At 61.9% G+C, this 20,205-nt stretch carries 19 protein-coding genes; 13 read left to right on the plus strand and 6 right to left on the minus strand.

Going from position 1 to position 20,205, the window contains the following annotated elements:
• Positions 1 to 5: 5 nt before the first annotated feature.
• Positions 6 to 1,235, plus strand: a complete 1,230-nt coding sequence (locus PQG80_RS01230) for an aminopeptidase (protein WP_271749305.1) — start codon at positions 6 to 8, stop codon at positions 1,233 to 1,235.
• Positions 1,236 to 1,317: 82 nt separating this feature from the next.
• Here the strand turns inward: PQG80_RS01230 and PQG80_RS01235 are convergent, their stop codons facing one another.
• From PQG80_RS01235 to PQG80_RS01245, 3 genes are all read right to left on the minus strand, one after another.
• The gene (locus PQG80_RS01235; RefSeq protein ID WP_271749306.1) at positions 1,318 to 1,782 is read right to left on the minus strand and encodes a disulfide oxidoreductase; all 465 of its coding nucleotides are present in this window, start codon (positions 1,780 to 1,782) and stop codon (positions 1,318 to 1,320) included.
• A 15-nt stretch (positions 1,783 to 1,797) separates the two neighbouring features.
• Entirely contained in the window at positions 1,798 to 2,553 is a 756-nt protein-coding gene (locus PQG80_RS01240; protein WP_271749307.1) for a DsbA family protein, read from the minus strand.
• A gap of 215 nt (positions 2,554 to 2,768) precedes the next feature.
• Positions 2,769 to 4,748, minus strand: coding sequence for a S8 family peptidase (locus PQG80_RS01245; RefSeq protein WP_271749308.1), 1,980 nt, complete (start codon positions 4,746 to 4,748; stop codon positions 2,769 to 2,771).
• A 213-nt stretch (positions 4,749 to 4,961) separates the two neighbouring features.
• Between PQG80_RS01245 and PQG80_RS01250 the strand changes: the two genes are divergently transcribed.
• From PQG80_RS01250 to thiI, 5 genes are all read left to right on the plus strand, one after another.
• Positions 4,962 to 5,450 (plus strand): YpuI family protein, encoded by a 489-nt coding sequence (locus PQG80_RS01250; RefSeq protein WP_271749309.1) that lies wholly within the window; start codon positions 4,962 to 4,964, stop codon positions 5,448 to 5,450.
• 86 nt (positions 5,451 to 5,536) lie between these two features.
• Positions 5,537 to 5,746: a DUF1540 domain-containing protein gene (locus PQG80_RS01255; protein WP_271749310.1), complete on the plus strand. Its 210-nt coding sequence runs from the start codon at positions 5,537 to 5,539 to the stop codon at positions 5,744 to 5,746.
• Between the two features lie 128 nt (positions 5,747 to 5,874).
• Entirely contained in the window at positions 5,875 to 6,696 is an 822-nt protein-coding gene (locus tag PQG80_RS01260; RefSeq protein ID WP_271749311.1) for a lytic transglycosylase domain-containing protein, read from the plus strand.
• A 118-nt stretch (positions 6,697 to 6,814) separates the two neighbouring features.
• Positions 6,815 to 7,972 carry a cysteine desulfurase family protein gene (locus tag PQG80_RS01265; protein WP_271749312.1) on the plus strand — a complete coding sequence of 386 codons (1,158 nt, stop codon included), beginning with the start codon at positions 6,815 to 6,817 and terminating at the stop codon, positions 7,970 to 7,972.
• 3 nt (positions 7,973 to 7,975) lie between these two features.
• On the plus strand, positions 7,976 to 9,202 hold the full coding sequence (thiI, locus tag PQG80_RS01270) for a tRNA uracil 4-sulfurtransferase ThiI (RefSeq protein WP_271749313.1): 1,227 nt from the start codon (positions 7,976 to 7,978) through the stop codon (positions 9,200 to 9,202).
• A 119-nt stretch (positions 9,203 to 9,321) separates the two neighbouring features.
• Here the strand turns inward: thiI and PQG80_RS01275 are convergent, their stop codons facing one another.
• Positions 9,322 to 10,044 (minus strand): TerC family protein, encoded by a 723-nt coding sequence (locus PQG80_RS01275; RefSeq protein WP_271749314.1) that lies wholly within the window; start codon positions 10,042 to 10,044, stop codon positions 9,322 to 9,324.
• Positions 10,045 to 10,176: 132 nt separating this feature from the next.
• On the opposite strand from PQG80_RS01275, the gene PQG80_RS01280 reads away from it, so the two are divergent.
• From PQG80_RS01280 to PQG80_RS01300, 5 genes are all read left to right on the plus strand, one after another.
• The gene (locus PQG80_RS01280; protein ID WP_271749315.1) at positions 10,177 to 10,851 is read left to right on the plus strand and encodes a TerC family protein; all 675 of its coding nucleotides are present in this window, start codon (positions 10,177 to 10,179) and stop codon (positions 10,849 to 10,851) included.
• 129 nt (positions 10,852 to 10,980) lie between these two features.
• Positions 10,981 to 11,475, plus strand: coding sequence for a hypothetical protein (locus PQG80_RS01285; protein ID WP_271749316.1), 495 nt, complete (start codon positions 10,981 to 10,983; stop codon positions 11,473 to 11,475).
• 195 nt (positions 11,476 to 11,670) lie between these two features.
• Positions 11,671 to 13,512, plus strand: a complete 1,842-nt coding sequence (gene typA, locus PQG80_RS01290; RefSeq protein ID WP_271749317.1) for a translational GTPase TypA — start codon at positions 11,671 to 11,673, stop codon at positions 13,510 to 13,512.
• Between the two features lie 26 nt (positions 13,513 to 13,538).
• Complete coding sequence (locus PQG80_RS01295; protein ID WP_271749318.1) at positions 13,539 to 13,844, plus strand: YlaH-like family protein; 306 nt, start codon at positions 13,539 to 13,541, stop codon at positions 13,842 to 13,844.
• 82 nt (positions 13,845 to 13,926) lie between these two features.
• Positions 13,927 to 15,018: an LCP family protein gene (locus PQG80_RS01300; RefSeq protein WP_271749319.1), complete on the plus strand. Its 1,092-nt coding sequence runs from the start codon at positions 13,927 to 13,929 to the stop codon at positions 15,016 to 15,018.
• Positions 15,019 to 15,341: 323 nt separating this feature from the next.
• On the opposite strand, the gene PQG80_RS01305 is transcribed toward PQG80_RS01300, so the two are convergent.
• On the minus strand, positions 15,342 to 15,962 hold the full coding sequence (locus tag PQG80_RS01305) for a YhcN/YlaJ family sporulation lipoprotein (protein WP_271749320.1): 621 nt from the start codon (positions 15,960 to 15,962) through the stop codon (positions 15,342 to 15,344).
• Positions 15,963 to 16,118: 156 nt separating this feature from the next.
• Here PQG80_RS01305 and PQG80_RS01310 point away from each other — a divergent pair, with 156 nt between their 5' ends.
• Both PQG80_RS01310 and PQG80_RS01315 read left to right on the plus strand, forming a co-directional pair.
• Positions 16,119 to 17,453 carry a PhoH family protein gene (locus PQG80_RS01310; protein ID WP_271749321.1) on the plus strand — a complete coding sequence of 445 codons (1,335 nt, stop codon included), beginning with the start codon at positions 16,119 to 16,121 and terminating at the stop codon, positions 17,451 to 17,453.
• A 203-nt stretch (positions 17,454 to 17,656) separates the two neighbouring features.
• Positions 17,657 to 18,967: an extracellular solute-binding protein gene (locus tag PQG80_RS01315; protein ID WP_271749322.1), complete on the plus strand. Its 1,311-nt coding sequence runs from the start codon at positions 17,657 to 17,659 to the stop codon at positions 18,965 to 18,967.
• On the opposite strand, the gene PQG80_RS01320 is transcribed toward PQG80_RS01315, so the two are convergent.
• Positions 18,938 to 20,029, minus strand: a complete 1,092-nt coding sequence (locus PQG80_RS01320) for a coiled-coil domain-containing protein (protein WP_271749323.1) — start codon at positions 20,027 to 20,029, stop codon at positions 18,938 to 18,940. The genes PQG80_RS01315 and PQG80_RS01320 overlap by 30 nt on opposite strands.
• Positions 20,030 to 20,205 lie beyond the last annotated feature (176 nt).

Consider the following 20,205-nt stretch of genomic DNA (forward strand, 5'->3'; position numbering starts at 1 on the left):
ATCCCATGGAACCATTCGAGCGGCAGCTGACCCGGTACGCGGAGTTGATCGTGAAGGTCGGCGTCAACGTCCAGCAAGGACAGGAGGTATTCATCGTCAGCCAGGTCGACAACGCACCGCTGGCGCGCCTCGTCGCGGCTGCGGCCTACGAGGCAGGCGCAGCCAACGTTCATGTGGACTGGAGCGACGATCGGGTATCGCGTCTCAAATACGATCATGCCGACCCGGAGGTTTTTCGCAGCTTCCCAGCCTGGGAGACGCTCAAGCGAGGCAGCTTCGTCGAGAAGGGCGCCTGCTTCATCTCGTTCGTCTCCTCCGGACCGGACGTGATGAAGGGCGTCGATCCCCAGCGGATCGGCGATTATCAAAAGGCCGCCGGCGCGGGACTCGCAGAATTCCGCAGAGCCATCCAGTCGGACAAGGTCGCATGGACGGTCGTAGCGGCGGCGTCGGACGACTGGGCGCAAAAGGTGTTCCCCGGCGATCCGCCGGAAGTTGCCACCGAGAAGCTGTGGCTCGCGATCTTCGACGCGGTCCGGCTCCATGCAGACGATCCGGTCGAAGCTTGGCGCGCGCATGACGGCACCCTGCACGGCAAGGTCGACTGGCTCAACGGCTTGCGGCTGCGCAAGCTTCACTACAAGGCCGCGGGCACCGACCTTACGGTCGAACTGCCGGATCGCCATCTGTGGGTGGGCGCTTCCAGCGAGACGCCCGCAGGCATCCGCTTCATGGCGAACATGCCGACCGAGGAAGTGTTCACGGCGCCGCGCCGCGACGGCGTGAACGGCTACGTCAGCAGCACCAAGCCGCTCAGCTACGCCGGCAACATCATCGATCGCTTCAAGCTGACGTTCGCGCTCGGGCGGATCGTGAAGGTGGAGGCCGAGGAGGGCGAGGAGATCCTGAAGCAGCTCGTGGAGACGGACGAAGGCTCCCACTATCTCGGCGAGATGGCGCTCGTGCCCTACCGGTCCCCGATCTCGGAGTCGAACATCCTGTTCTACAACACGCTGTTCGACGAGAATGCGTCCAATCACTTCGCCATCGGCAGCGGCTATGCTTTCAACGTCGAGGGCGGGAAGACGATGTCGCCGGAGGAGCTCGCGGCGTCCGGGGTGAACGTCAGCGTCACGCACGTGGACTTCATGGTCGGATCGGCCGAGATGGACATTGACGGGTATCAGGAGGACGGGACCGTCATTCCTATTTTCCGGAACGGCAACTGGGCCTGACCGCAAGCAACGTATTCAAAAAAGGGTAGGCCGGCATATCGCCGGCCTACCCTTTTTTCGGAGCTAAAGGAATTCATCTTGCTTAACGATCGGCGTCGTCCGCGTCGTCGGCAGCGGCCCAACCTTCGCCGCCGCGGTCGCGGCTGCCGTACCACAACAGCAGGCCGATCAGGATGAAGGCGACCAGCGCCATCAGCGGAATCGTAATGACGCCGAACCAGTCCAAGTAATCCTCATTGCACGGCACGCCGATCGTGCATGGCAGGATGCTGGCCATCCCGGGTACTTTTTGTTCGCCGTAATGGTAGAGCGAGATCAACCCGCCGATCGCGACGAGCGGCGCCACATAGCCGACGATGCGCCGATCGCCGCGGATGGCGGCGCGACCGAGCAGCAGCACGAGCGGGTACATGAAGATCCGCTGCAGCCAGCATAGCTTGCAGGGAGCGTAATTCAGGATCTCGCTCATGAACAGGCTGCCGCCGGTCGCGGCCAGCGAGACGACCCAGGCCAGATACAGGAAGTTAGCCCGAAAGAAAGAGCGCATCGCGTGGCGTCCCCCTTAAGAGCCGGATGCTGGAGCGGTCGCGGACGAATCGGCCGTAGCCTCCTGCAGCGCCTTCTCGATCTCGGCCTTCAGATTCGCGTAGACGAGCGCTTGGTTGTCGGACAGCTTCTTGCCGTTCAGCACGAGCGTCGGCGTGCCGGTGAAGTTGTTGTCGCGGGCGATCTTGATGTGCTTGTCCACCTCGGACTTGTATGTAGCGTCGTCGATATCCTTTTTCAGTTTGTCGAAATCCAGCTTAAGCGACTTGTCCCGCGCCAGCTTGACCAGGAAGTCGGAGGTAGCCCACGTGTCTCCTTCGCTGCCCTGATTCTCGTAGACAGCATGATAGAAGTTCCAGAACTCGTCGTTGCTCTGATGGTAGACGGCCTGCGCCGCCAGCGCCGCGGTACGGGAATCCGTCTGCGGGCTGATAATCGTGAAGTTCATGAAGCTGAACGAAACTTTGCCGGTATCGATGAAGTCCTTTTTTAATTGCGGGTAAATCTCGTCGTTGAATACTTTGCAGGAAATGCACTTGAAGTCGCCGAATTCGACGAGCTTGACGGGCGCGTCGGCCTGTCCGATCGTCGGCAGCGTCTCGTAATCGAAGTTCAGGTCCTCGGGCTGCGGGCGGAAAACGATGGCCAGCGCAATGACGGCGATCGCAACGACCACGGTCGACCATACCCATATCCGCGACTGCTTGCGCCTTTTGGCCGCGAGGGCTTCTTTCTTCAGCCGTTCTTCTTTTTTACGCTGTGACTTGTCCAATGTGTTCGACCCCTTCGTCCATATTAATGAATCGTCAATGACGGCGATCCGCCGACCGCGCTTCTCTCTATTATAGAAGTCTATCGGTCAAACGACAAATCGTAGTTTTGGCGGCGCGAAATAAAAAAACCGCCCCGCGCGGATAACGGAACGCGATGGCGTCCCGCTATCCGGCAAAACGGTCTGAATGTCCCTTATGAACAAGCAGAACGGTATCACCGGTCGAACAGGCCGGACAAAAAGGATTGCAGCCGGTCGAATAGACGCTGCTGGAGCACGTCCGGAAGGCCCTCGTTTTGCGCGGTTCCCGCAGCGGCGGACTGCTTGCCTGCGGCCGGCGCGGCGCTCTTGCCGGCGGCAGCCTCGACGGCTGCGCGCACGTCGATCTGGCCGAAGCCGAACTCGGGATCCCTGCCTGCGGCGCCGAGATCCCGCGCGGTCTGGCCGAGCAAGGCCGCGAGCCGGTCGTTGGTCAAGCTGCCGTCGGCGGCCAGCATGAGCGATGCCAGTGCGGCCACATGCGGGCTCGCCATGGAGGTGCCGGAGAGCGCCGCATAGCGGCTCCCCGGATACGTGCTGGCGATCGAGGTGCCAGGCGCGGACACGTCCACATAGTCGCCGTAATTGGAATACGGCGCCCGCAGCTCGTCCGACCCCGTCGCGCCTACGGCGACGACCTCCGGATACGCTGCGGGGTAACCCGGTCGGTCCGTGTTGTCGTTGCCGCTCGCCGCGACGACAAGCGCGCCCTTGTCGTGCGCGTATCGGATCGCGTCGTGCAGGAACTGGGCTTCGGCGTAGTTGCCGAGGCTCAGGTTGATGATATCGGCGCCGTGGTCGACCGCCCAGATGATCCCTTCGGCCACCGAGTAGGTCGTGCCCGCGCCCGAGTTGTCGAGCGCCTTGACCGGCATTACCTTCGTGTACCAGGTCATGCCGGCCACGCCTTCGCCGTTGTTGACCTCGGCGGCAATGATGCCGGCCACGTGCGTGCCGTGTCCGACGTCGTCCTCAGGCGGCGCGGAAGGGTCTACGATATTGGTGCCTTGCACCAGGCGGCCCTTAAGATCCGGATGGTCGAGCTGGACGCCGGTATCGACCACGGCGACGACAATGTCCTGCTTGCCGCGGGTGACGTTCCAACCGAGTTCCGTCGCGATCTCCGGCAGGTTCCATTGGTACTGGCTGTACAGCGTATCGTTCGGCACGACATCGGTCTGGAGGGGGCTGCCGGCGCCGAGCGGCTTCATGCCGCCGCCCGGCTTGCCGTCGTTGGTCAGATATAGATAATGGGGCTCGGCGAACACGGGATTCCACTTTTTATTAAAGTAATCGATCAGTTGGGCGGTGCTCAGCGTCTTGGAGCGGAATACGTAAGTCTGTCTGCGATGCTCCCGGGCCACCGACAAATCCAGCTTCTTGCGCAGCTCGAGCAGGTCCCGGGGCGCCAGCGTCCGGTGCAGCTTGACGACGACCTCGTCCACGGCGTAGTGGCTGGCGTTGCCGTTGGCATCGCCCGACGTCACGTGCTTGTCCTTCAGCCGGCCCGGCTCGGTCGCCTGGGTGCGGAAGCGGCGGTTGTCGGGATACGGCACGAGCCGCATATTGCGGCGCTGATGCTTCCCGACTTCGTCGACCGCGTCGGTGTGGATCAGGGCGACGACGCCGTCGTTCGCGCCGCCGGCGGGCACGGCGAGCACATAGCCGCCGGTGCCGTGCAGGGGCAGGCTTTTCGACTCGTAGGACCGGCCCTGACGGATCGCCGACAGTCCTTCGTTCCAGGCCTGCCGCACCGCCGCGTCGTAACGCCCGAGCTTGGCTCCCGCGGATACGGCTGAAGCGCCCGAGCGCCAGATCAACGCTTCGAAGTGCGGATTGGCTGCCAGCATGTCCTTCATCATGGCTCTTTTGCGCGCCTCTGAAGCGCCGCCGGCTCCGGACCGCGATGCTGCGGCGACCAGCTTGACGACGTCGCTCCGGCATTCGATCCGGCAGAGCATGCCCGTCGTGGCCATGTCGCTGCGGATCGTGTCGAGCTTGCGGGCGCGTTCGTCCGTCGCCGCGGCCGAAGGGCTTGCCTTCTCGGGCGCCGGCGCCGCGTCCCGTCCGGCAGGCGGTGGGACGACGATCGGTACGGCGAAGATAGCTACGGCGACGGTAAATAATAAACCGATGATCGCGTATCGGCGGCGCATAGGCGGATCGACCCCTTTGGCATGGATGAGTTATCGCGAAGGCGATGTTTCTTCACCGTTCTAGGCTTTGATACGGCGGAAAAAATATACGGAGGAATTGCGCATCGCGAGTACCGCTCAGATGCGATTTATGGTAGGATAAAGGCATTGCGCCTCTCGGGAACTCTGTGAGGTGCCCCATGCATGTGCATAATGGAAAGGGGAAAGCAATTTATGCCATCCGCCAACGTGAAGGCGTTAGCCGAGTCCAGCCGCGACAAGCTCAAGGCGGCCATCGATCCACTGGAGACCTTCCTGAACGGACACGCGCTTCCGCAGTTGGTTGCCGAAGATAACACCGAATCGTTTTACGCCGGACTGCTGTCCGATTTGCGTCACCTGCTCGTATTCTCCGAGGTTTCGTACGAGAAGCTGGGCGCGCTGCTCCGCAGGCCGAATTTCGACGAAGAATCGGCCGAGCGCTCGCTGTACGAGGTTTACCACCATTGCGTCAACGCCTTTTTCTATCCTAAAAACGAAGGCTATTCCGAAGACGGCCGCTATGCTTATACCGGGCAGGACGCCATCCGCTTCCGCGCCAAGCCCGTACGCGCTGCCCGCGATCTCGTGCTGGGCGTATCCCGCGTATATGAGGAACTTCGCGAGGACCTGGCGTATTACGAGAGCGAATACCTGATCCAGCGCCGTCTTCAGTCCAAATAAGACCAAGCTCTCCTGCAGCTCCCTTGCCGCCGCCCCGCATGCGCCGGCTTCCGTTGGCCAGACTATGCAGCGGAGGTGATTCCGTTATGCCGAATGGCGTAGCCTGCAGCGTCAGCAATTGCGCGTTTTGGGACGAAGGCAACCGATGCGCCGCCGATGCGATCGCCATCGAGATCGATGCGCACGCCAAGGCAAAGTGGAACGAAGAGTTCGCGGACGAATCGTTCGCCGAGCATCGCGATGCCGCCGTCAGCTCCAAAGGCACCTGCTGTCTGACCTTCAAGCCGAATTCTTAAATTTTTTCAGTCCTGCCGATCGCCGTTCGGTCCGGGTTACCCGGATCGGACGGCGATTGCGTTTTCCGGGCCGCCGCCGTCTTTTGCTGGTCGTCCGCCGCGAAGTGTTGTACAATGAGAAAGGTAAAATGTCGAATAAAAGGGCGGATACGTCGATGACATATATGAACGGCATCTCCGGCAATTCGGTCGACCCGCGGGTACTCAAGCAGCTTCTGCTGACGCAGTTCACGTCCGGCATCGATCCGTTCGCGGGCAGCGCCGACGCCGTGTCGGCAGGCACCGGCGACAACAATCTGTTCAGTCAATTGCTCTCTCAATATATGGGCAGCACCGGCAGCTATGGTTACGGCGACCTGGGGTCGTTCGCCAGTGCGTCCTTGGGCGGCCCGTCCGAGCGTTCTTCGGATCTCGGCTCCAGCTTTGGTCTTCTGTCGATGAACGCCGACGCTTCCGGCTACGGCAGCAGCCTGCTCCGCGGGCTTGAAGTGGACGGTACCGGCGCGCTCGCCGCCGATCCCGGCTCGTCCACGTCCGCATACGACGAGCTGATTCGCGCCGCCGCGGAGCGTTACGGACTGGATCCCGCCTTGATCAAGGGAGTCATCCAGACGGAGTCGTCCTTCAATCCGGATGCGGGTTCGTCCGCCGGCGCCAAGGGCCTCATGCAGCTCATGGACGGCACCGCGGCCGGACTCGGCGTCTCGGATTCGTTCGACCCGGCGCAGAATATCGACGGCGGCAGCCGTTACCTGTCTTATCTGCTGCGCAAGTACGACGGCAGCGAGATGACCGCACTCGCCGCTTACAACGCCGGTCCGGGCCGCGTGGACCGCATCGGTCTGCGCACGGACGAGGATGTTGCCGCACGCCTCGCGGAGCTGCCGGCAGAGACGCAGGCTTATATCGGCAAGGTATTGGCCGCGCGCAGCAGCTGGATGCTGCCTTAAGTTTTAAGTTGCAATTGTTATTGATGCGTATTGACAACGCTGGAGCAATGAGGGATCAGGGCGGCTTCTAGCCGCCTTTGGTCTTTTTCTTTGTTGGGGCGAAGAGAGGAGCTTGGCAATGAAGACCTACTACTTTGATCATAGCGCTTCGACGCCTCCTTACGAATCGGTGATCCGAACGGTCGCTGAACTGATGGCGGAGCACTATGCCCATCCTTCCGCGCTTCACAGGGCCGGCACCGATGCCGGCAAGCTGGTCGAACGCGCCCGCGCGGCCGTGGCCGGACTGCTCGGCGCCGCTCCCGGCGAGGTCGTCTTCACGTCCGGCGGCACGGAGAGCAACAACCTCGCGATCAAGGGCATACTGGGGCTGGCCGGGCGCAAGACCAGGCATATGATCACGACCGCGATCGAGCATTCGTCCGTGCACGGGACGGCCAGACAGCTGGAGAGCGAGGGCGTGCGCGTCACGTATCTGACGCCGGACGAGCAAGGGCGCGTCGCCCCGAGCGACGTCGCGGCGGCGATCGCCGATGACACCGCGCTCGTGAGCGTCATGCACGCGAACAACGAGACGGGCGCGCTGCAGCCGATAGAGGAAATCGGAGCGCTGCTGCGCGATCGTCCGCGCGTCCGCTTCCACGTGGACGGCGTACAGGCGGTCGGCAAGATTCCATTCGATTGGGCGCGTTCCGGGGTGGACTTGTACAGCGCTTCGGCACACAAGTTCAGAGGGCCAAGAGGCGCCGGATACCTGCTCGTGCGGGACGGTCTGAAGCTGCATCCGCTGCTTGCGGGCGGCGGCCAGGAGAGCGATACGCGCAGCGGCACGCACAACCTGCCGGGCATCGTGGGCATGGCGCAGGCGCTGCGGCTTGCCATCGAGTCGATGCCCGAACGCCGCAAGCGAATGTACGAGCTAAGACGACGGCTCCTCTCGCACGTGGAGCGGATACCCGAGCTCGTGTTGAACAGCCCGTCGGACGAGCGTCTCGCGTCCCCCCAGATCGTCAACCTGTCCTATCCGGGCATGCGGCCCGAGGTGCTGCTGCACATGCTCGAGGAACATGGCGTGCTCGTTTCCACGCAATCGGCCTGCTCGTCGAAGAGCCTGAAGCCGAGCCGCGTGCTGACGGCCATGGGACTGGGCGAGGCGAGAGCGACCGGCAGCATTCGGGTGAGTTTCGGGGACGAGCATGTCGCGGAAGATATCGATATTCTGGCGGAGCGGCTGCAATCTACCGTAGCGAAGCTGAAGCCGCTGGAGAGGAACTGACCGATGAATTTTGATTATTTGCTCGTCCGCCTGGGCGAGCTGACGCTCAAGGGCCGCAACCGCGGCAAGTTCGAATCGCTCATGCTGGGCAAGATCAAGCAGGCGCTCACTGCCTATCCGGAGCTGCAGTACGAGTGCTCCTACGGCCGCGTCTACATCAAGCTGAACGGCGCGGACGGGGAGCGCGCGCTGGCGAGACTGACGGACGTGTTCGGCATTTGGACGATCAGTCCCGTGCTGAAGGTTAAGCACGATCTGGAGGAGATCCGCCATGCGGCGCTCGCCGTCTTGCACGCGCATCTGCCGGTTCCTTCGACGTTCAAAATGAGCGTGAAGCGGGCATGGAAGGATTTTCCCCACGATTCGATGGAGATGAACCGTCTGGTCGGCGCCCATGTGCTGCGCAACACGCCGGCGCTGCGGGTCGACGTGCGCGAGCCCGACGTGGAGCTGCGGCTGGACATTCAGCAGCAGGGCGTCTTCGTCTATTGCACGGTCGTGCCCGGCGCCGGCGGTTTCCCGCTCGGCATGAACGGCAAGGCGATGCTCATGCTGTCCGGCGGCATCGATAGCCCCGTGGCCGGCTGGACGGCGATGCGCAAGGGGCTCGAGATCGAGGCCGTGCATTTCCACAGCTATCCGTTCACGAGCCAGCAGGCGACCGACAAGGTCGTAGCGCTCGCCCAGCGGCTGGCTTATTACGGCGGGAGGATCAAGCTGCATCTGGTGCCGTTTACAGAGCTGCAGACCTTGCTGGCCCAGCAGAAGCAGGATCACCTGATCATCACGCTGATGCGCCGCTCGATGCTGCGGATCGCGGAGCGCCTGGCGGAGCGCTCGGGCGCGCTGGCCATCGTGACCGGCGACAGTCTCGGCCAGGTGGCGAGCCAGACGCTGGGCAGCATGAACGTGATCGGACGCGCGGCCGAGCTGCCGCTGCTCCGACCGCTGGTCATGATGGACAAGTTGGAGATTATCCGCATTTCCGAGCGGATCGGGACCTACGAGACGTCTATCTTGCCATTCGAGGATTGCTGTACGCTGTTCGTGCCGAAGTCGCCCGCCACGAATCCGAATCTGCGCGTCGTCGAAGGCATCGAGAACGCGCTCGGCGAGCAGTTGGAACGATTGGTGGGAGAAGCGGTCGCCGGCACGGAGACCCTCGTCATGACGCCGGAAGGCCAAGAAGAACGGAAGCTGGCGGCATCCGCCGAGGATCGCTGGTTTTAAATCGCGCGAGGCGCATACAGCATGATCTGAGGCGATAGGCTTATCGACCCATACCAACGCAAAAAACAGGCCGCAACCCTTCGAGGTTGCGGCCTGTTTGCTAGCTGTGCGGGAGAACGTCAAGGCGTATTCGGCGTTTTGAGCGCGCGGGATCGGTTCTTGCGGTTTTTGACGGCGTTGCTCCAGATCCCGAGGACGAGGACGAGGACGACGACGACCGCGATGAACGCCCAGTTGGTCGCGTCGTTGTCGAACAGTTCTTCGAACTTTTTCTCGTGCGTGATCATCTTGGCCGCGGTGTAGGCGAGGACGCCGGAGCCGATATAGATGATCCACGGGAAGCGCCGGATCAGATTGACGAACAGGGTGCTGCCCCATACGACGATCGGAATGCTGATGAGCAGTCCCAGGATGACGAGCAGCGTGCTATGGTCCGAGGAGCTGCTGCCGGAAGCGGCGCCGGCGATGGCGATGACGTTGTCGAGGCCCATGGCGGCGTCGGCGATTACGATCGTGCGCACGGCGCTCCAGAGGCTGCTGCCGGCTTCGACATGCTCGTGCGATTCTTCCTGAATGAGCAATTTGTAAGCGATCCAGATGAGCACGACGCCGCCGACGGCGAGCAGGAACGGAATTTTAAGCAAATATACGATCAGCAGCGTCGCGATCACCCGAATGATGACGGCGCCGGCCGTTCCCCACAATATCGCTTTTTTCTGGCTGGACTTCGGCAGGTTCCGCGCGGCCAGGCCGATGACGATCGCATTATCGCCGGCGAGCATGAGGTCGATCAGGACGATCGTGAGCAAAGCGGTGAAAAATTCGGCATTCAAAAAATCCATTTCCGACCCTCCAACATTGAATTGATAAACGTTTATACGGCCCGCGGACGAGAAGGATTCAAAAAAATGCTGCGCACGCCTCCTTCATATTCAGACCGGCCTGTACATATAACAGGGAAGGGGGTGCGCGTCATGGAATTATGGGGTCACTTGGTCGTATTTGCGCAAATCGTGCTTATCAATCTGCTGCTCAGCGGAGACAACGCCGTCGTCATCGCGATGGCGGGCCGCAGGCTTCCGCCCGCGCAGCGACGGCGCGCGGTGTGGTGGGGGGCGGCGGCGGCGGTGCTGCTCAGATGCGCGCTGACCGTGCTGGCGGCCTTGCTGCTGGACATTCCCTACCTTCAGACTGCCGGCGCGTTGCTTCTGTTGGTCATCGCGTTCAAGCTTCTTACCGACCACAAGGAGGAGACGAGCTCCGGCGCCGGCGCGTCGACGCTCGCGGGCGCGGTATGGACGATCGTGACAGCCGACTTTATCATGAGTCTGGACAACGTTCTGGCCGTGGCGGCGGTAGCCGGAGAGGATACGGCGCTGCTTCTGATCGGCATCGCGATGAGCATACCTATTATTATTTGGGGGAGCTCTTTTATTATGCATCTGCTCGACCGGTACCCGATGCTCTTGTACGTCGGCGGCGCGCTGCTGGGGTATGCGGCCTGCGAGATGGCGTTGAAGGACCGGGGGCTCGCGCCGCTGCTAGCGAACGTCGGCGAGAACGGGATTCGTGCGCTGCCTTTTGCGACGGTGGCCGTCCTCTTGATCGCAGCGCTCTGGATGAAGCGGAGAGCCCGGGCGACAGCGTGACAGGTTGTGGCTTTTTCATGTCTTTTCAATGCGGCGAACTGGTTTTTTACCCCAACTTCCATTAAACTGTTAGATAAATGAAACGAATATCGTACGAACGCAATAGACAAGCGAAGTGGGGGAGCCGTGTTGAACAAGCAATCCGCCGCGGTCGGAATTTGGATTCTGGCTGCGGGGTTGATCATTTTGCTCGGCAAGTTGGGCGTTTTTTCGTTTATCGGGGCCGTGTTTTGGCCGATACTCATTCTAATCGTCGGCATTTTGCTTCACGTGCTGTACTTCGGGGGGATCCTGCCCGCCGTCACGCTCGTGCCCGCGGCCATCCTGACCGGATCCTCGCTGCTCCTGATGGTGGGCAACTGGTTCGGGTGGGGTTCGATGCGGTATATCTGGCCGCTGTTCCTGCTCTCCGTCGCAATCGGACTGTACGAGTACGCGGTGTTCGGCATCTCCAAGGACCGCGGCGTGAAGAATGCGGCGATGGGGATCGGCGCGCTCTCGCTCCTGCTTTTCGCCATCATGCTGCTGTGGACTTGGGGGATCTACCTGCTCGCGATCGTCCTGATCGGGTTCGGCATCTGGCTTGTGCTCAATCGTCGGGGACCCCGCAGACGGCGCCGTTGACCGAAGCTATCGAGACGTGTCGATTGAGGGTTGGCAATCGGACGTCGTTAGCGTATAATTGAAGGGATGTAGACAACGTCGGCCTCGCGTCGGCGTTTTGTGTTGGCTATGGCAAATTAGGGACGCCGGGTCCGCTTCGCGAAGCGTGTCCGTCGATCGTAATGAATAAAGATATATAAAACAAGGAGTGGAACCATGTTTCAAAGAGACCAAATCCGCAACATCGCAATCATCGCCCACGTTGACCACGGCAAGACGACGCTAGTCGACCAGCTGCTGCGCCAATCGGGCACTTTCCGGGACAACGAGCAGGTGCAGGAGAGGGCGATGGACTCCAACGACCTCGAGCGCGAACGCGGCATTACCATCCTGGCGAAGAACACCGCCGTCCACTACAAGGACAATCTGATCAACATCGTCGACACCCCGGGACACGCCGACTTCGGCGGCGAGGTCGAACGGATCATGAAGATGGTCGACGGCGTTCTGCTGGTCGTCGACGCCTTTGAAGGCTGCATGCCGCAGACGAAGTTCGTGCTTCGCAAGGCGCTCGAAGCGGGTCTGACGCCGATCGTCGTCGTCAACAAGATCGACCGTCCGGCAGCCCGTCCGGCCGAAGTCATCGACGAGGTGCTCGAGCTGTTCATCGAGCTCGAAGCGAACGACGAGCAGCTCGAGTTCCCGGTCGTATACGCGTCCGGCCTGAACGGTATCGCGAGCCTCGATGCCGATACGCTCGGCACGACGATGGAGCCGCTGTACGAGACGATCATCGAGAAGATCCCGCATCCGACGGAAGACCAAGATGCGCCGCTGCAGTTCCTCGTCACGCTGCTCGACTACAACGAGTATCTGGGCCGCATTCCGATCGGCCGCGTCAACCGCGGCAAGATCCGCCAAGGACAGCCTGTCGCCGTCCTCGACCGCGAAGGCAAGATCCGCCAGGCCCGCATCGAGAAGCTGTTCGGCTTCCAGGGACTGAAGCGCGTCGAGATGGAAGAGGCCGCCGCAGGGGATATCATCGCCATCGCCGGCATCAAGGACGTCAACATCGGCGAGACGATCGCCGATCCGGCGAATCCCGAGGCGCTGCCGGTGCTGAAGATCGACGAGCCTACGCTGCAAATGCGTTTCCTCGTCAACAACAGCCCGTTCGCAGGCCGCGAAGGCAAGCACGTGACCTCCCGCAAGCTGCGCGAGCGCCTGTTCAAGGAACTGGAGACGGACGTCGCGCTGCGCGTCGAAGAGACCGACAGCCCGGACGCCTTCATCGTCAGCGGCCGCGGCGAGCTGCATCTCGGCATCCTGATCGAGAACATGCGCCGCGAAGGGTACGAGCTGCAAGTATCCAAGCCTGAAGTTATTCTGCGCGAGATCGACGGCGTCAAGAGCGAGCCGATCGAACGCCTGATGATCGACGTGCCTGAAGAGAGCATGGGCAACGTCATGGAGAGCCTGGGATCCCGCAAGGCCGACATGGTCAACATGATCAACAACGGCAACGGCCAAGTCCGTCTCGAATTCCTCATTCCTGCGCGCGGCCTGATCGGCTACCGCACGAACTTCCTGACGCTGACCCGCGGCTATGGCGTCATGAACCATGCGTTCGACAGCTATGGTCCTGTCATCGGCGGCCAGGTAGGCGGCCGTCACCAGGGCGTGCTCGTGGCCAGCGAGACGGGCTCTACGACCGTCTACGGCATGATGGGCGTCGAGGATCGCGGCATTATGTTCCTGGAACCCGGCACGGATATCTATGAAGGCATGATCGTCGGCGAGCATACCCGCGACAACGACATCATCGTCAACATCTGCAAAGAAAAGGCGCTGAACAACATCCGTACGGCCAACAAGGAAGAGACGGTCAAGCTCAAGTCGCCTCGCCTGATGTCGATGGAAGAGGCGCTCGAATACCTGAACGACGACGAGCTGTGCGAGATCACGCCGAAGTCGATCCGCCTGCGCAAGAAGATCCTGAACAAGAGCGAGCGCGAGCGTTCGGAAAAGCAGCGCAAGATGGCAGAGTCCGGCGTATAATCCGGCCGTAACGAGGAGGGGCGCAAGTGCAGACGTGGTTTCATGATCACCCCGTCGTATCCTACCTGCTGATCCTGGCGTTCACGATTTATATCTTTAACGCCGTCTTCAGAATGGGCCGACTGCCCATTCTGAAGGAGATCATCGTGCATATCATCATGGCGATCGGATGCCTCGTGCTCCTCTTGCTCCAGCTCGACAAGCTGCCGATCATTCAGTGCATGTCGGTCGCCGTCATCATGATGCTGATGCTGCGCGGACGCCAGACGTACGACAAATGGCAAGCGAAGCGAGGCGGCGCGGATGCGTCCGTCAAGCGGACGGATACGTAAAACCGAATGTTGCTCCGGCGAACCCCGGGTGAGCCTGCCGCTCTCCGGGATTCGCCTTTTTATTAACAGATGAGGTGAAACGATGAGTTCCAACACCCCGCTGCCGCCGCGCCGAAGTACCGGCGCCGCGAAGGCAGCAGCCGTCAGGACTAATCCTCCCAAAAAGAAAAAGCGCGTCTGGCTTCGCTTGTTGACGACGCTGATCCTGATCGTGATCGTCGGCCTTGGCGCGTACGCGTACTCGCTGTGGAGACAGGTCAACGGCGCGCTGGACGACGCGTCCTCTGGCGCCGCGACCCAGACGGTGCCTTCCGGAGAGAAGGCGCAGAACAAGCCGATCGCGCTCCTGCTGCTCGGGATGGACTACCGGCCCAAGATCGGCACCATGAACACGGACGTCGTCATGGTTGCCGCCTTCAACCCCAAGTCGAACACGGCGACGGTCGTCACGATACCGCGAGATTCCGACCTTCAGCTCGAGGGCTACTCGACGCAGAAGATTAACGCTTTTTACGCCAGATTCCATGGCAAGAGCGAAGCCAAGGGCGACGCGGCGGACGCATACGCGCGCGACGAGATGAAGGAGATGCTCGGCAAGTTTTTCGACATCGATATCCATTATGCGTCCGTGCTGAAGTTCCAGGGATTCGTCGACATCGTCGACAAGCTGGGCGGCGTAAAGGTCAACGTGGACAAGGACATGCGCTATGTCGACAACGCGGACGGCACGAATATCGACCTGGAGGCGGGCGAACAGACGCTTCGGGGCGAGGACGCGCTGGGCTTCGTACGCTACCGCAAGTCCAACCGCGGCACCGCCGCCTCGAGCGACTTCGAGCGCAACGAGCGGCAGAGCCAGGTGTTGGGCGCCATCGTCGACAAGATGAAGTCGTTCGGCGGCCTCACGAAGCTCGGCGGCGTCATCGACGTCGCCGGCAAAAATCTGGTGACGGATATTCCAAAAGCGCAGATCACGAACATGCTAAAAACATATTATGATATCAACCGCGAGGATATCCGCTTCTTACCGCTGACGGGCGTCTGGAAAAGTCCGTACGTGTATCTGGACGACGAATCCGTGGCGGAGGCCAAGGCGGCGCTCGCGGAAGAGATGTCTCCGGAAGGCCGTTCCAAGGGCGCTGCCGCGACCGATACGGCCGAAGGCGCCAAATAACGGAAGCCGCCGGCCTTATGGTTGGATCGGGCGGGCATCGCATGGCCTGTTCCAACCGGATATGCTATACTGGGGTCAACGTACCCCAATGCAAGAGCGTCGTCGTCAGCGGTATCACGGTGCCAAGGGAGTGTTGCGGATGGCAAGCGGACCTGTCGCAAGTCCAGGCTTCGTCGAGCGTGCTCGGCTGTCTTCTTCGGACGGCGGCGGGCCTGTCCCGGTCCGTGACCGCGCCTCGCGAAGCGCGGCATGCCTGCTTGCTTCCGGCGCCTTTGCGCCCGTAACCGTTCCTATACGCTTAACGGACAAGAACCCAGTGAAGGTCACTGGGTTCTTTGCGTATTCGCGGCCGTATTCGGCGAGGGGGCGGGGGCCTGCCTCGCCGCAGGACCTCCGCCGTCCGGCAACGCCGGAGGGATGATGCTGCGAGGCACTTGGGGTACGAGGCGACCGACGATATCGGCCAGTTCCTCGGTGAAGCCGGCGAGAGGGCGTCCGCGCTTGACGTCGGCGCGGATCTCGCGAACCCGCTCGGCCATGTCGATGTCCGCCGTCACGAGCGCATCTATGCCCAGCGGATCTTGGCGGAATGCTTCGGCGACCGCGTACTTGGTCGTCCCGACCCGCGATCGATCCATCGCGGGGTCGACGTCGATGCCGACGACGGCATACTTGCCGAAGATGACGCAGTTGGCATGCCGAACGCCCTGGACGCCCTCCGCGAGCTGCTCGAGGTGGGCCGCCGCTGCCTTGGCATTGGGACGTACCGCGACGGCCCCGTCCTGCGCGGACACGTCGTTCCCCGGCGCGCCGCGCGCCTGCAGCCTGTCGCCGCCACGTTCGTCCGGACCGGCGTTCCGATTGCCGCAGCCAGGCGCCAGGAGCAGCACGGCCGCGATCAACAGGATCCATCCGGTACGTTCTGCAGACGTACGATCGTTCATGTGAGGATCACCGTCCTATTGGGTATCGATCTGTTAGGGGGGGATGCCCGAAGCCGCACAAGGGCTTCAAGCAAGCTCCATCGAGCACTATTATTTCCTGACCTATGCGCCGGTATGTAATCTCGACTCAATCCGTCTCAACCGGGAGGAACCGCCGTGAAAAAAATTTACGTGCTCGATACGAACGTGCTGCTCCACGATCCGCTCGCCTTATACGCCTTCGGCGCGAATGAGGTCGTCATTCCCTCCGTCGTGCTCGAGGAGATCGACTCCAAAAAAAGGCTGGCGGACGAGATCGGGCGCAATGCCCGGTTCGTATCCAGGGAACTCGACCGCATGCGGGAGGTCGGGCATCTGCATAACGGGATCGCGCTGGACAACGGCGGCGTGCTGAAGGTGGAAATGAACCATCGCCGCTTCGTACGGGTGCAGGAACTTTTCGGCGAGATGACCAACGATAACCGCATCCTGGCGGTCGCGCTCAATTACCATCTGGAGGAACAGGAGCACCCGGAATCCGCGCGGCCCGTCATCCTGGTCAGCAAGGACGTGCTGGTACGCGTTAAAGCCGATGTTCTGGGCGTTACGGCCGAGGATTATTTGTCGGATCGGATCGCGGAGGGAACCGATCACTACACGGGCCAGGTCACGCTGCACGTCCACCCGGCGCAGATCGACGAATTTTATACGTACCGCTTCCTCAGCATCAATCAGATGGGGCTCAAACAGAGACTCCATCCGAATGAATTCGTCATCCTGCGCGATGAGCTCGGCACGTCGAAGTCGGCGCTGCTAAAGGTGAGCCAGGACGGGGCGAGACTCGAGCCGCTTCACCTCTCCAATGAGCCCGTATGGGGCATCACGGCGCGCAACGCACAGCAGCGGATGGCGCTCGAGCTGCTGCTGAACGACGATATCCCTCTAGTCACGCTGACGGGCAGGGCGGGCACCGGCAAGACGTTAATCACGCTGGCGGCGGGACTCATGAAGGTCGAAGACGAGCACAAATACAAGAAGCTGCTGATCGCGCGCCCTGTCGTGCCCATGGGCAAGGACATCGGCTATCTGCCGGGCGAGAAAGAAGAGAAGCTGCGGCCTTGGATGCAGCCGATCTACGATAATCTGGAGTTTCTGTTCGATACGAAAAAATCGGGGGACCTGGACAAAATCCTGATGGGACTCGGCAGCATTCAGGTCGAGGCGCTCACATACATCCGCGGACGCTCGATCCCGGGGCAGCTCATCATCATCGACGAAGCGCAAAACCTGAGCAAGCATGAGGTCAAGACGATCGTATCGCGCGTCGGCGAGCACAGCAAGATCGTGCTGCTGGGCGATCCCGAGCAGATCGACCACCCGTATCTGGATGCGCAGAGCAACGGTCTCACGTATCTTGTAGAGAGCTTCAAGGCGGAGGGGATCAGCGGGCACGTGACGCTCGAGAAGGGCGAACGCTCGAAGCTCGCCCAGCTGGCTGCAGAGAAGCTGTAAATCATCTTCGCGCGCATAGGGCCGGACGAGCAAGAAGCGTCCGGCCCTATGCATGTCCGCGAATCGCAGAAATCGCGGCAGACCTCGTACCCGCGTGCAATTAAGCGTTTGCACGGCGGAGGCGACAAGCAGGCCCATACCTGCTATATTGGTAAAAAAGCGATGCGCGCCCGCGGGCCGCGGGCAAAGGAAGGTGTTGGAACGTGACGCGCCGCAAGTCAGTCGTCGTGCTCATGCTGCTCATGCTGGCGGTGCTGCTCACTTCGCCATGGGCTTCTGCGCCCAAGCCGGATCGGATGCCCGACGCGACGTCGGAAGGTCAGGAAGATGTCGCGGCCGCGCCGGTCATGGCCGAGCAGCCGGTCGAGCTGGTCGTCAAGATCGTACAGGACGAGGAAGCGTTCCGATTGCTCCAGCGGCAGTCGGAAGCGTTCGAGCGCACGCATACGGACGTGCGCGTCCGACTGGAGCGGATCGATCCCTCCGGCGCGGCCGGCCTGCTCGAGGATTGGCGTCAGGCAGCGGGCGATGCGGACGCGGCGCTCGTACCGAGCCTGTGGGTGAAGCGGATCGCCGTCTCCGGCGGTCTGCTGCCGGCGGATTCCGCGTTCGAGGGCGACGCGCTGTCCGAACAGTTCGAAGCGGTCATCGCGCCGCTCAAGTGGAACGGTTATATGTGGGGCGTACCGCACCATATGGATCCTTATGTCGTGGTGTGGAACCGCGCGCGGCTGTCTGCTGGCGCGCGCCCGGACGGCAGCGAGCTGACGCTGCCGCTGGGGGCCGACGACTGGGCGCCGCTGGGCACGGAGCTGGCTGGCGAGGGCAGCCGGCCTTGGCTGGCGATCGACGAGTCCGATCCTGCGGCGCTGGTTACGTGGACGGGCGCCGCGACGGGCCTTAGGCCGGACCTGTTGCTCGGCGAGGCGACCGGAGAATGGGGGACCGGACCCGGGGCGGCGCTGCTGGACACGCTGCGCGGATTCGCGGGCGCGTTGCGCGCCCCGGACCGCAGCCCTGCGTTCTGGCAAGCGATGGCCGCCGGCCAATACGCTGCGGCCGTCATGCGCCTGTCGGTGGCCGAGACCGGCATTGCGGGCCTTGATAAGGTGCAGGCGGCAGGCCTGGCGATCGACCGGAGCGGCTGGGACAAGGCGTATGCGTTCGACGGAGGCGCTTCGTTCGTGATCGGAGCGGGCACGGAGAGCGAGAGCGCGGCCAGAACCTGGATCGCCGCGATGACAGGGGAGCGGCTTCAGCTCGACAATTATGAAGAGGAAGGATACCTGCCCGTGTATAGGTCCGCCTATCTCGGGTATCCCGGCTTGCCCAATCTAACGGGAAGGGGCCGGCAGCAGTTCCCGAATCGGGAGCCTGCCGCCGGCCCGGAATGGCCGCTGCTCATGCAGAAGTTCGGACTCTATTGGGCGGACTGGAGACAGGGCAGGCTCGCCATCGCGGAATGGCCGGCGCGGTGGCGCGGCTTACTTGCCGAGCTTCAGCTTCACGATTAGCTTGCCGTCTTCGAGGCTGACGCTGTCCGCCTTCAAATAGGACATGACCTGCTGCGGATAGAAGCCGAGGTCGAAGTTCCGGACGAGATCGTCCCGGGTCGTATCGGGCAGCGCAAATCCGTTGAAGACCAATTTATCCATATGGAACATGATGGCGTTTTTCGGTTCGTTTACGACCGCGTAGCTTCCTTCGACGGAGACTTCCATGCTGCCGCTTTTGCCGTGCAGTGACAGCAGGTTCGGCTTAAAGGCGATGCTGAAATCCTTGAGCAGCTCGCTTTGCGCATGCAAGAATTCGTTCAGCTGGACGTCCGTCAGGGTGAGCGTCGTCGACAAGCCTTTCGTTTTGAGCGCTTCCGGGTGCTTCTGGATCCAGTCCGGCAGCTTGTTCATCGCCTTGGCCAGCGCGCCGAAGTGGCGCCGAACCTCGTACAATCCCGCGTTTTCCCAATATGCCTGCATTTCCTCCAGCTGCTTGCGCGCCAGCGCCGGATCCTCGCTTCCGTCGATCGCCCGCTCGATCGCCAGCTGCAGCGCCGCGACCCGGTCCCGCTGACGCTCGAGGTCCGCGGCTACTCGCGCAAGCTCGTCCTTGTCTCTTCTCAGCTTGTCCTGCCCCGCACGGATCTCTTCGTATTCCCGATTGAAGTCCGCCAGCGTACGCCGGTCGGCCTCGAAGATCGTATCCATCAGGTCCCAGCTCCTCAGCAGCGCGGACCACGATTTAAAGCTGACGAGGACGCCGAGCATCGCTTCCTTTTGACCCATATAATAAGCGCGCAGCACGCGCCCCGCTTTTTCGCGCTGCGCCGCGATGGCAATCTGCCGCTCCGCGAGCTTCGTTTCGTTTTGCGCGATGCTTCGCTCGGCTTCCTTCCGCAGTCCCGAGATCCGCTCGATCTCCCGATCGATCTCGACGACGCTGAGCCCGTTCTCGAGCAGCTGCCTGGTCGTGTCGGAGAGCGGCTCCGCGTAGACGGGGGGCGGCTCCAGCGGGTTTCTCCCGGTGAAAAGCAATGCGAAAAGCAAAAGCGCGGCAGCGATCGTCGCCAATCTCCGCATCGGTCCCTCCTTCCTCCCGGCAGACGGGTGCGGCGGTAGTCAAGCTTATGCGTATTTCTTTCATTATAGACGATAAACAAGCCCCGCGCTGAAAGCGGGGGCTCTGAAATCGCGCGGCTCGAACGGACGGAAACCGCAAGAAGACGCTAAAAAGGCCGGAGCGGTTAGCTCCGGCC

Origin of the sequence: Cohnella rhizoplanae (assembly GCF_948329515.1) — a bacterium.
Classification (GTDB): Bacteria; Bacillota; Bacilli; order Paenibacillales; family Paenibacillaceae; genus Cohnella; species Cohnella rhizoplanae.

Bases quoted from the DNA above. Each gene is read 5' to 3' on its own strand.
- PQG80_RS01230 (WP_271749305.1), top strand. From the start codon at position 6: ATGGAACCATTCGAGCGGCAGCTGACCCGGTACGCGGAGTTGATCGTG.
- PQG80_RS01235 (WP_271749306.1), bottom strand. From the start codon at position 1,782: ATGCGCTCTTTCTTTCGGGCTAACTTCCTGTATCTGGCCTGGGTCGTC.
- PQG80_RS01245 (WP_271749308.1), bottom strand. From the start codon at position 4,748: ATGCGCCGCCGATACGCGATCATCGGTTTATTATTTACCGTCGCCGTA.
- PQG80_RS01250 (WP_271749309.1), top strand. From the start codon at position 4,962: ATGCCATCCGCCAACGTGAAGGCGTTAGCCGAGTCCAGCCGCGACAAG.
- PQG80_RS01255 (WP_271749310.1), top strand. From the start codon at position 5,537: ATGCCGAATGGCGTAGCCTGCAGCGTCAGCAATTGCGCGTTTTGGGAC.
- PQG80_RS01260 (WP_271749311.1), top strand. From the start codon at position 5,875: ATGTCGAATAAAAGGGCGGATACGTCGATGACATATATGAACGGCATC.
- PQG80_RS01265 (WP_271749312.1), top strand. From the start codon at position 6,815: ATGAAGACCTACTACTTTGATCATAGCGCTTCGACGCCTCCTTACGAA.
- thiI (WP_271749313.1), top strand. From the start codon at position 7,976: ATGAATTTTGATTATTTGCTCGTCCGCCTGGGCGAGCTGACGCTCAAG.
- PQG80_RS01275 (WP_271749314.1), bottom strand. From the start codon at position 10,044: ATGGATTTTTTGAATGCCGAATTTTTCACCGCTTTGCTCACGATCGTC.
- PQG80_RS01280 (WP_271749315.1), top strand. From the start codon at position 10,177: ATGGAATTATGGGGTCACTTGGTCGTATTTGCGCAAATCGTGCTTATC.
- typA (WP_271749317.1), top strand. From the start codon at position 11,671: ATGTTTCAAAGAGACCAAATCCGCAACATCGCAATCATCGCCCACGTT.
- PQG80_RS01300 (WP_271749319.1), top strand. From the start codon at position 13,927: ATGAGTTCCAACACCCCGCTGCCGCCGCGCCGAAGTACCGGCGCCGCG.
- PQG80_RS01305 (WP_271749320.1), bottom strand. From the start codon at position 15,962: ATGAACGATCGTACGTCTGCAGAACGTACCGGATGGATCCTGTTGATC.
- PQG80_RS01320 (WP_271749323.1), bottom strand. From the start codon at position 20,029: ATGCGGAGATTGGCGACGATCGCTGCCGCGCTTTTGCTTTTCGCATTG.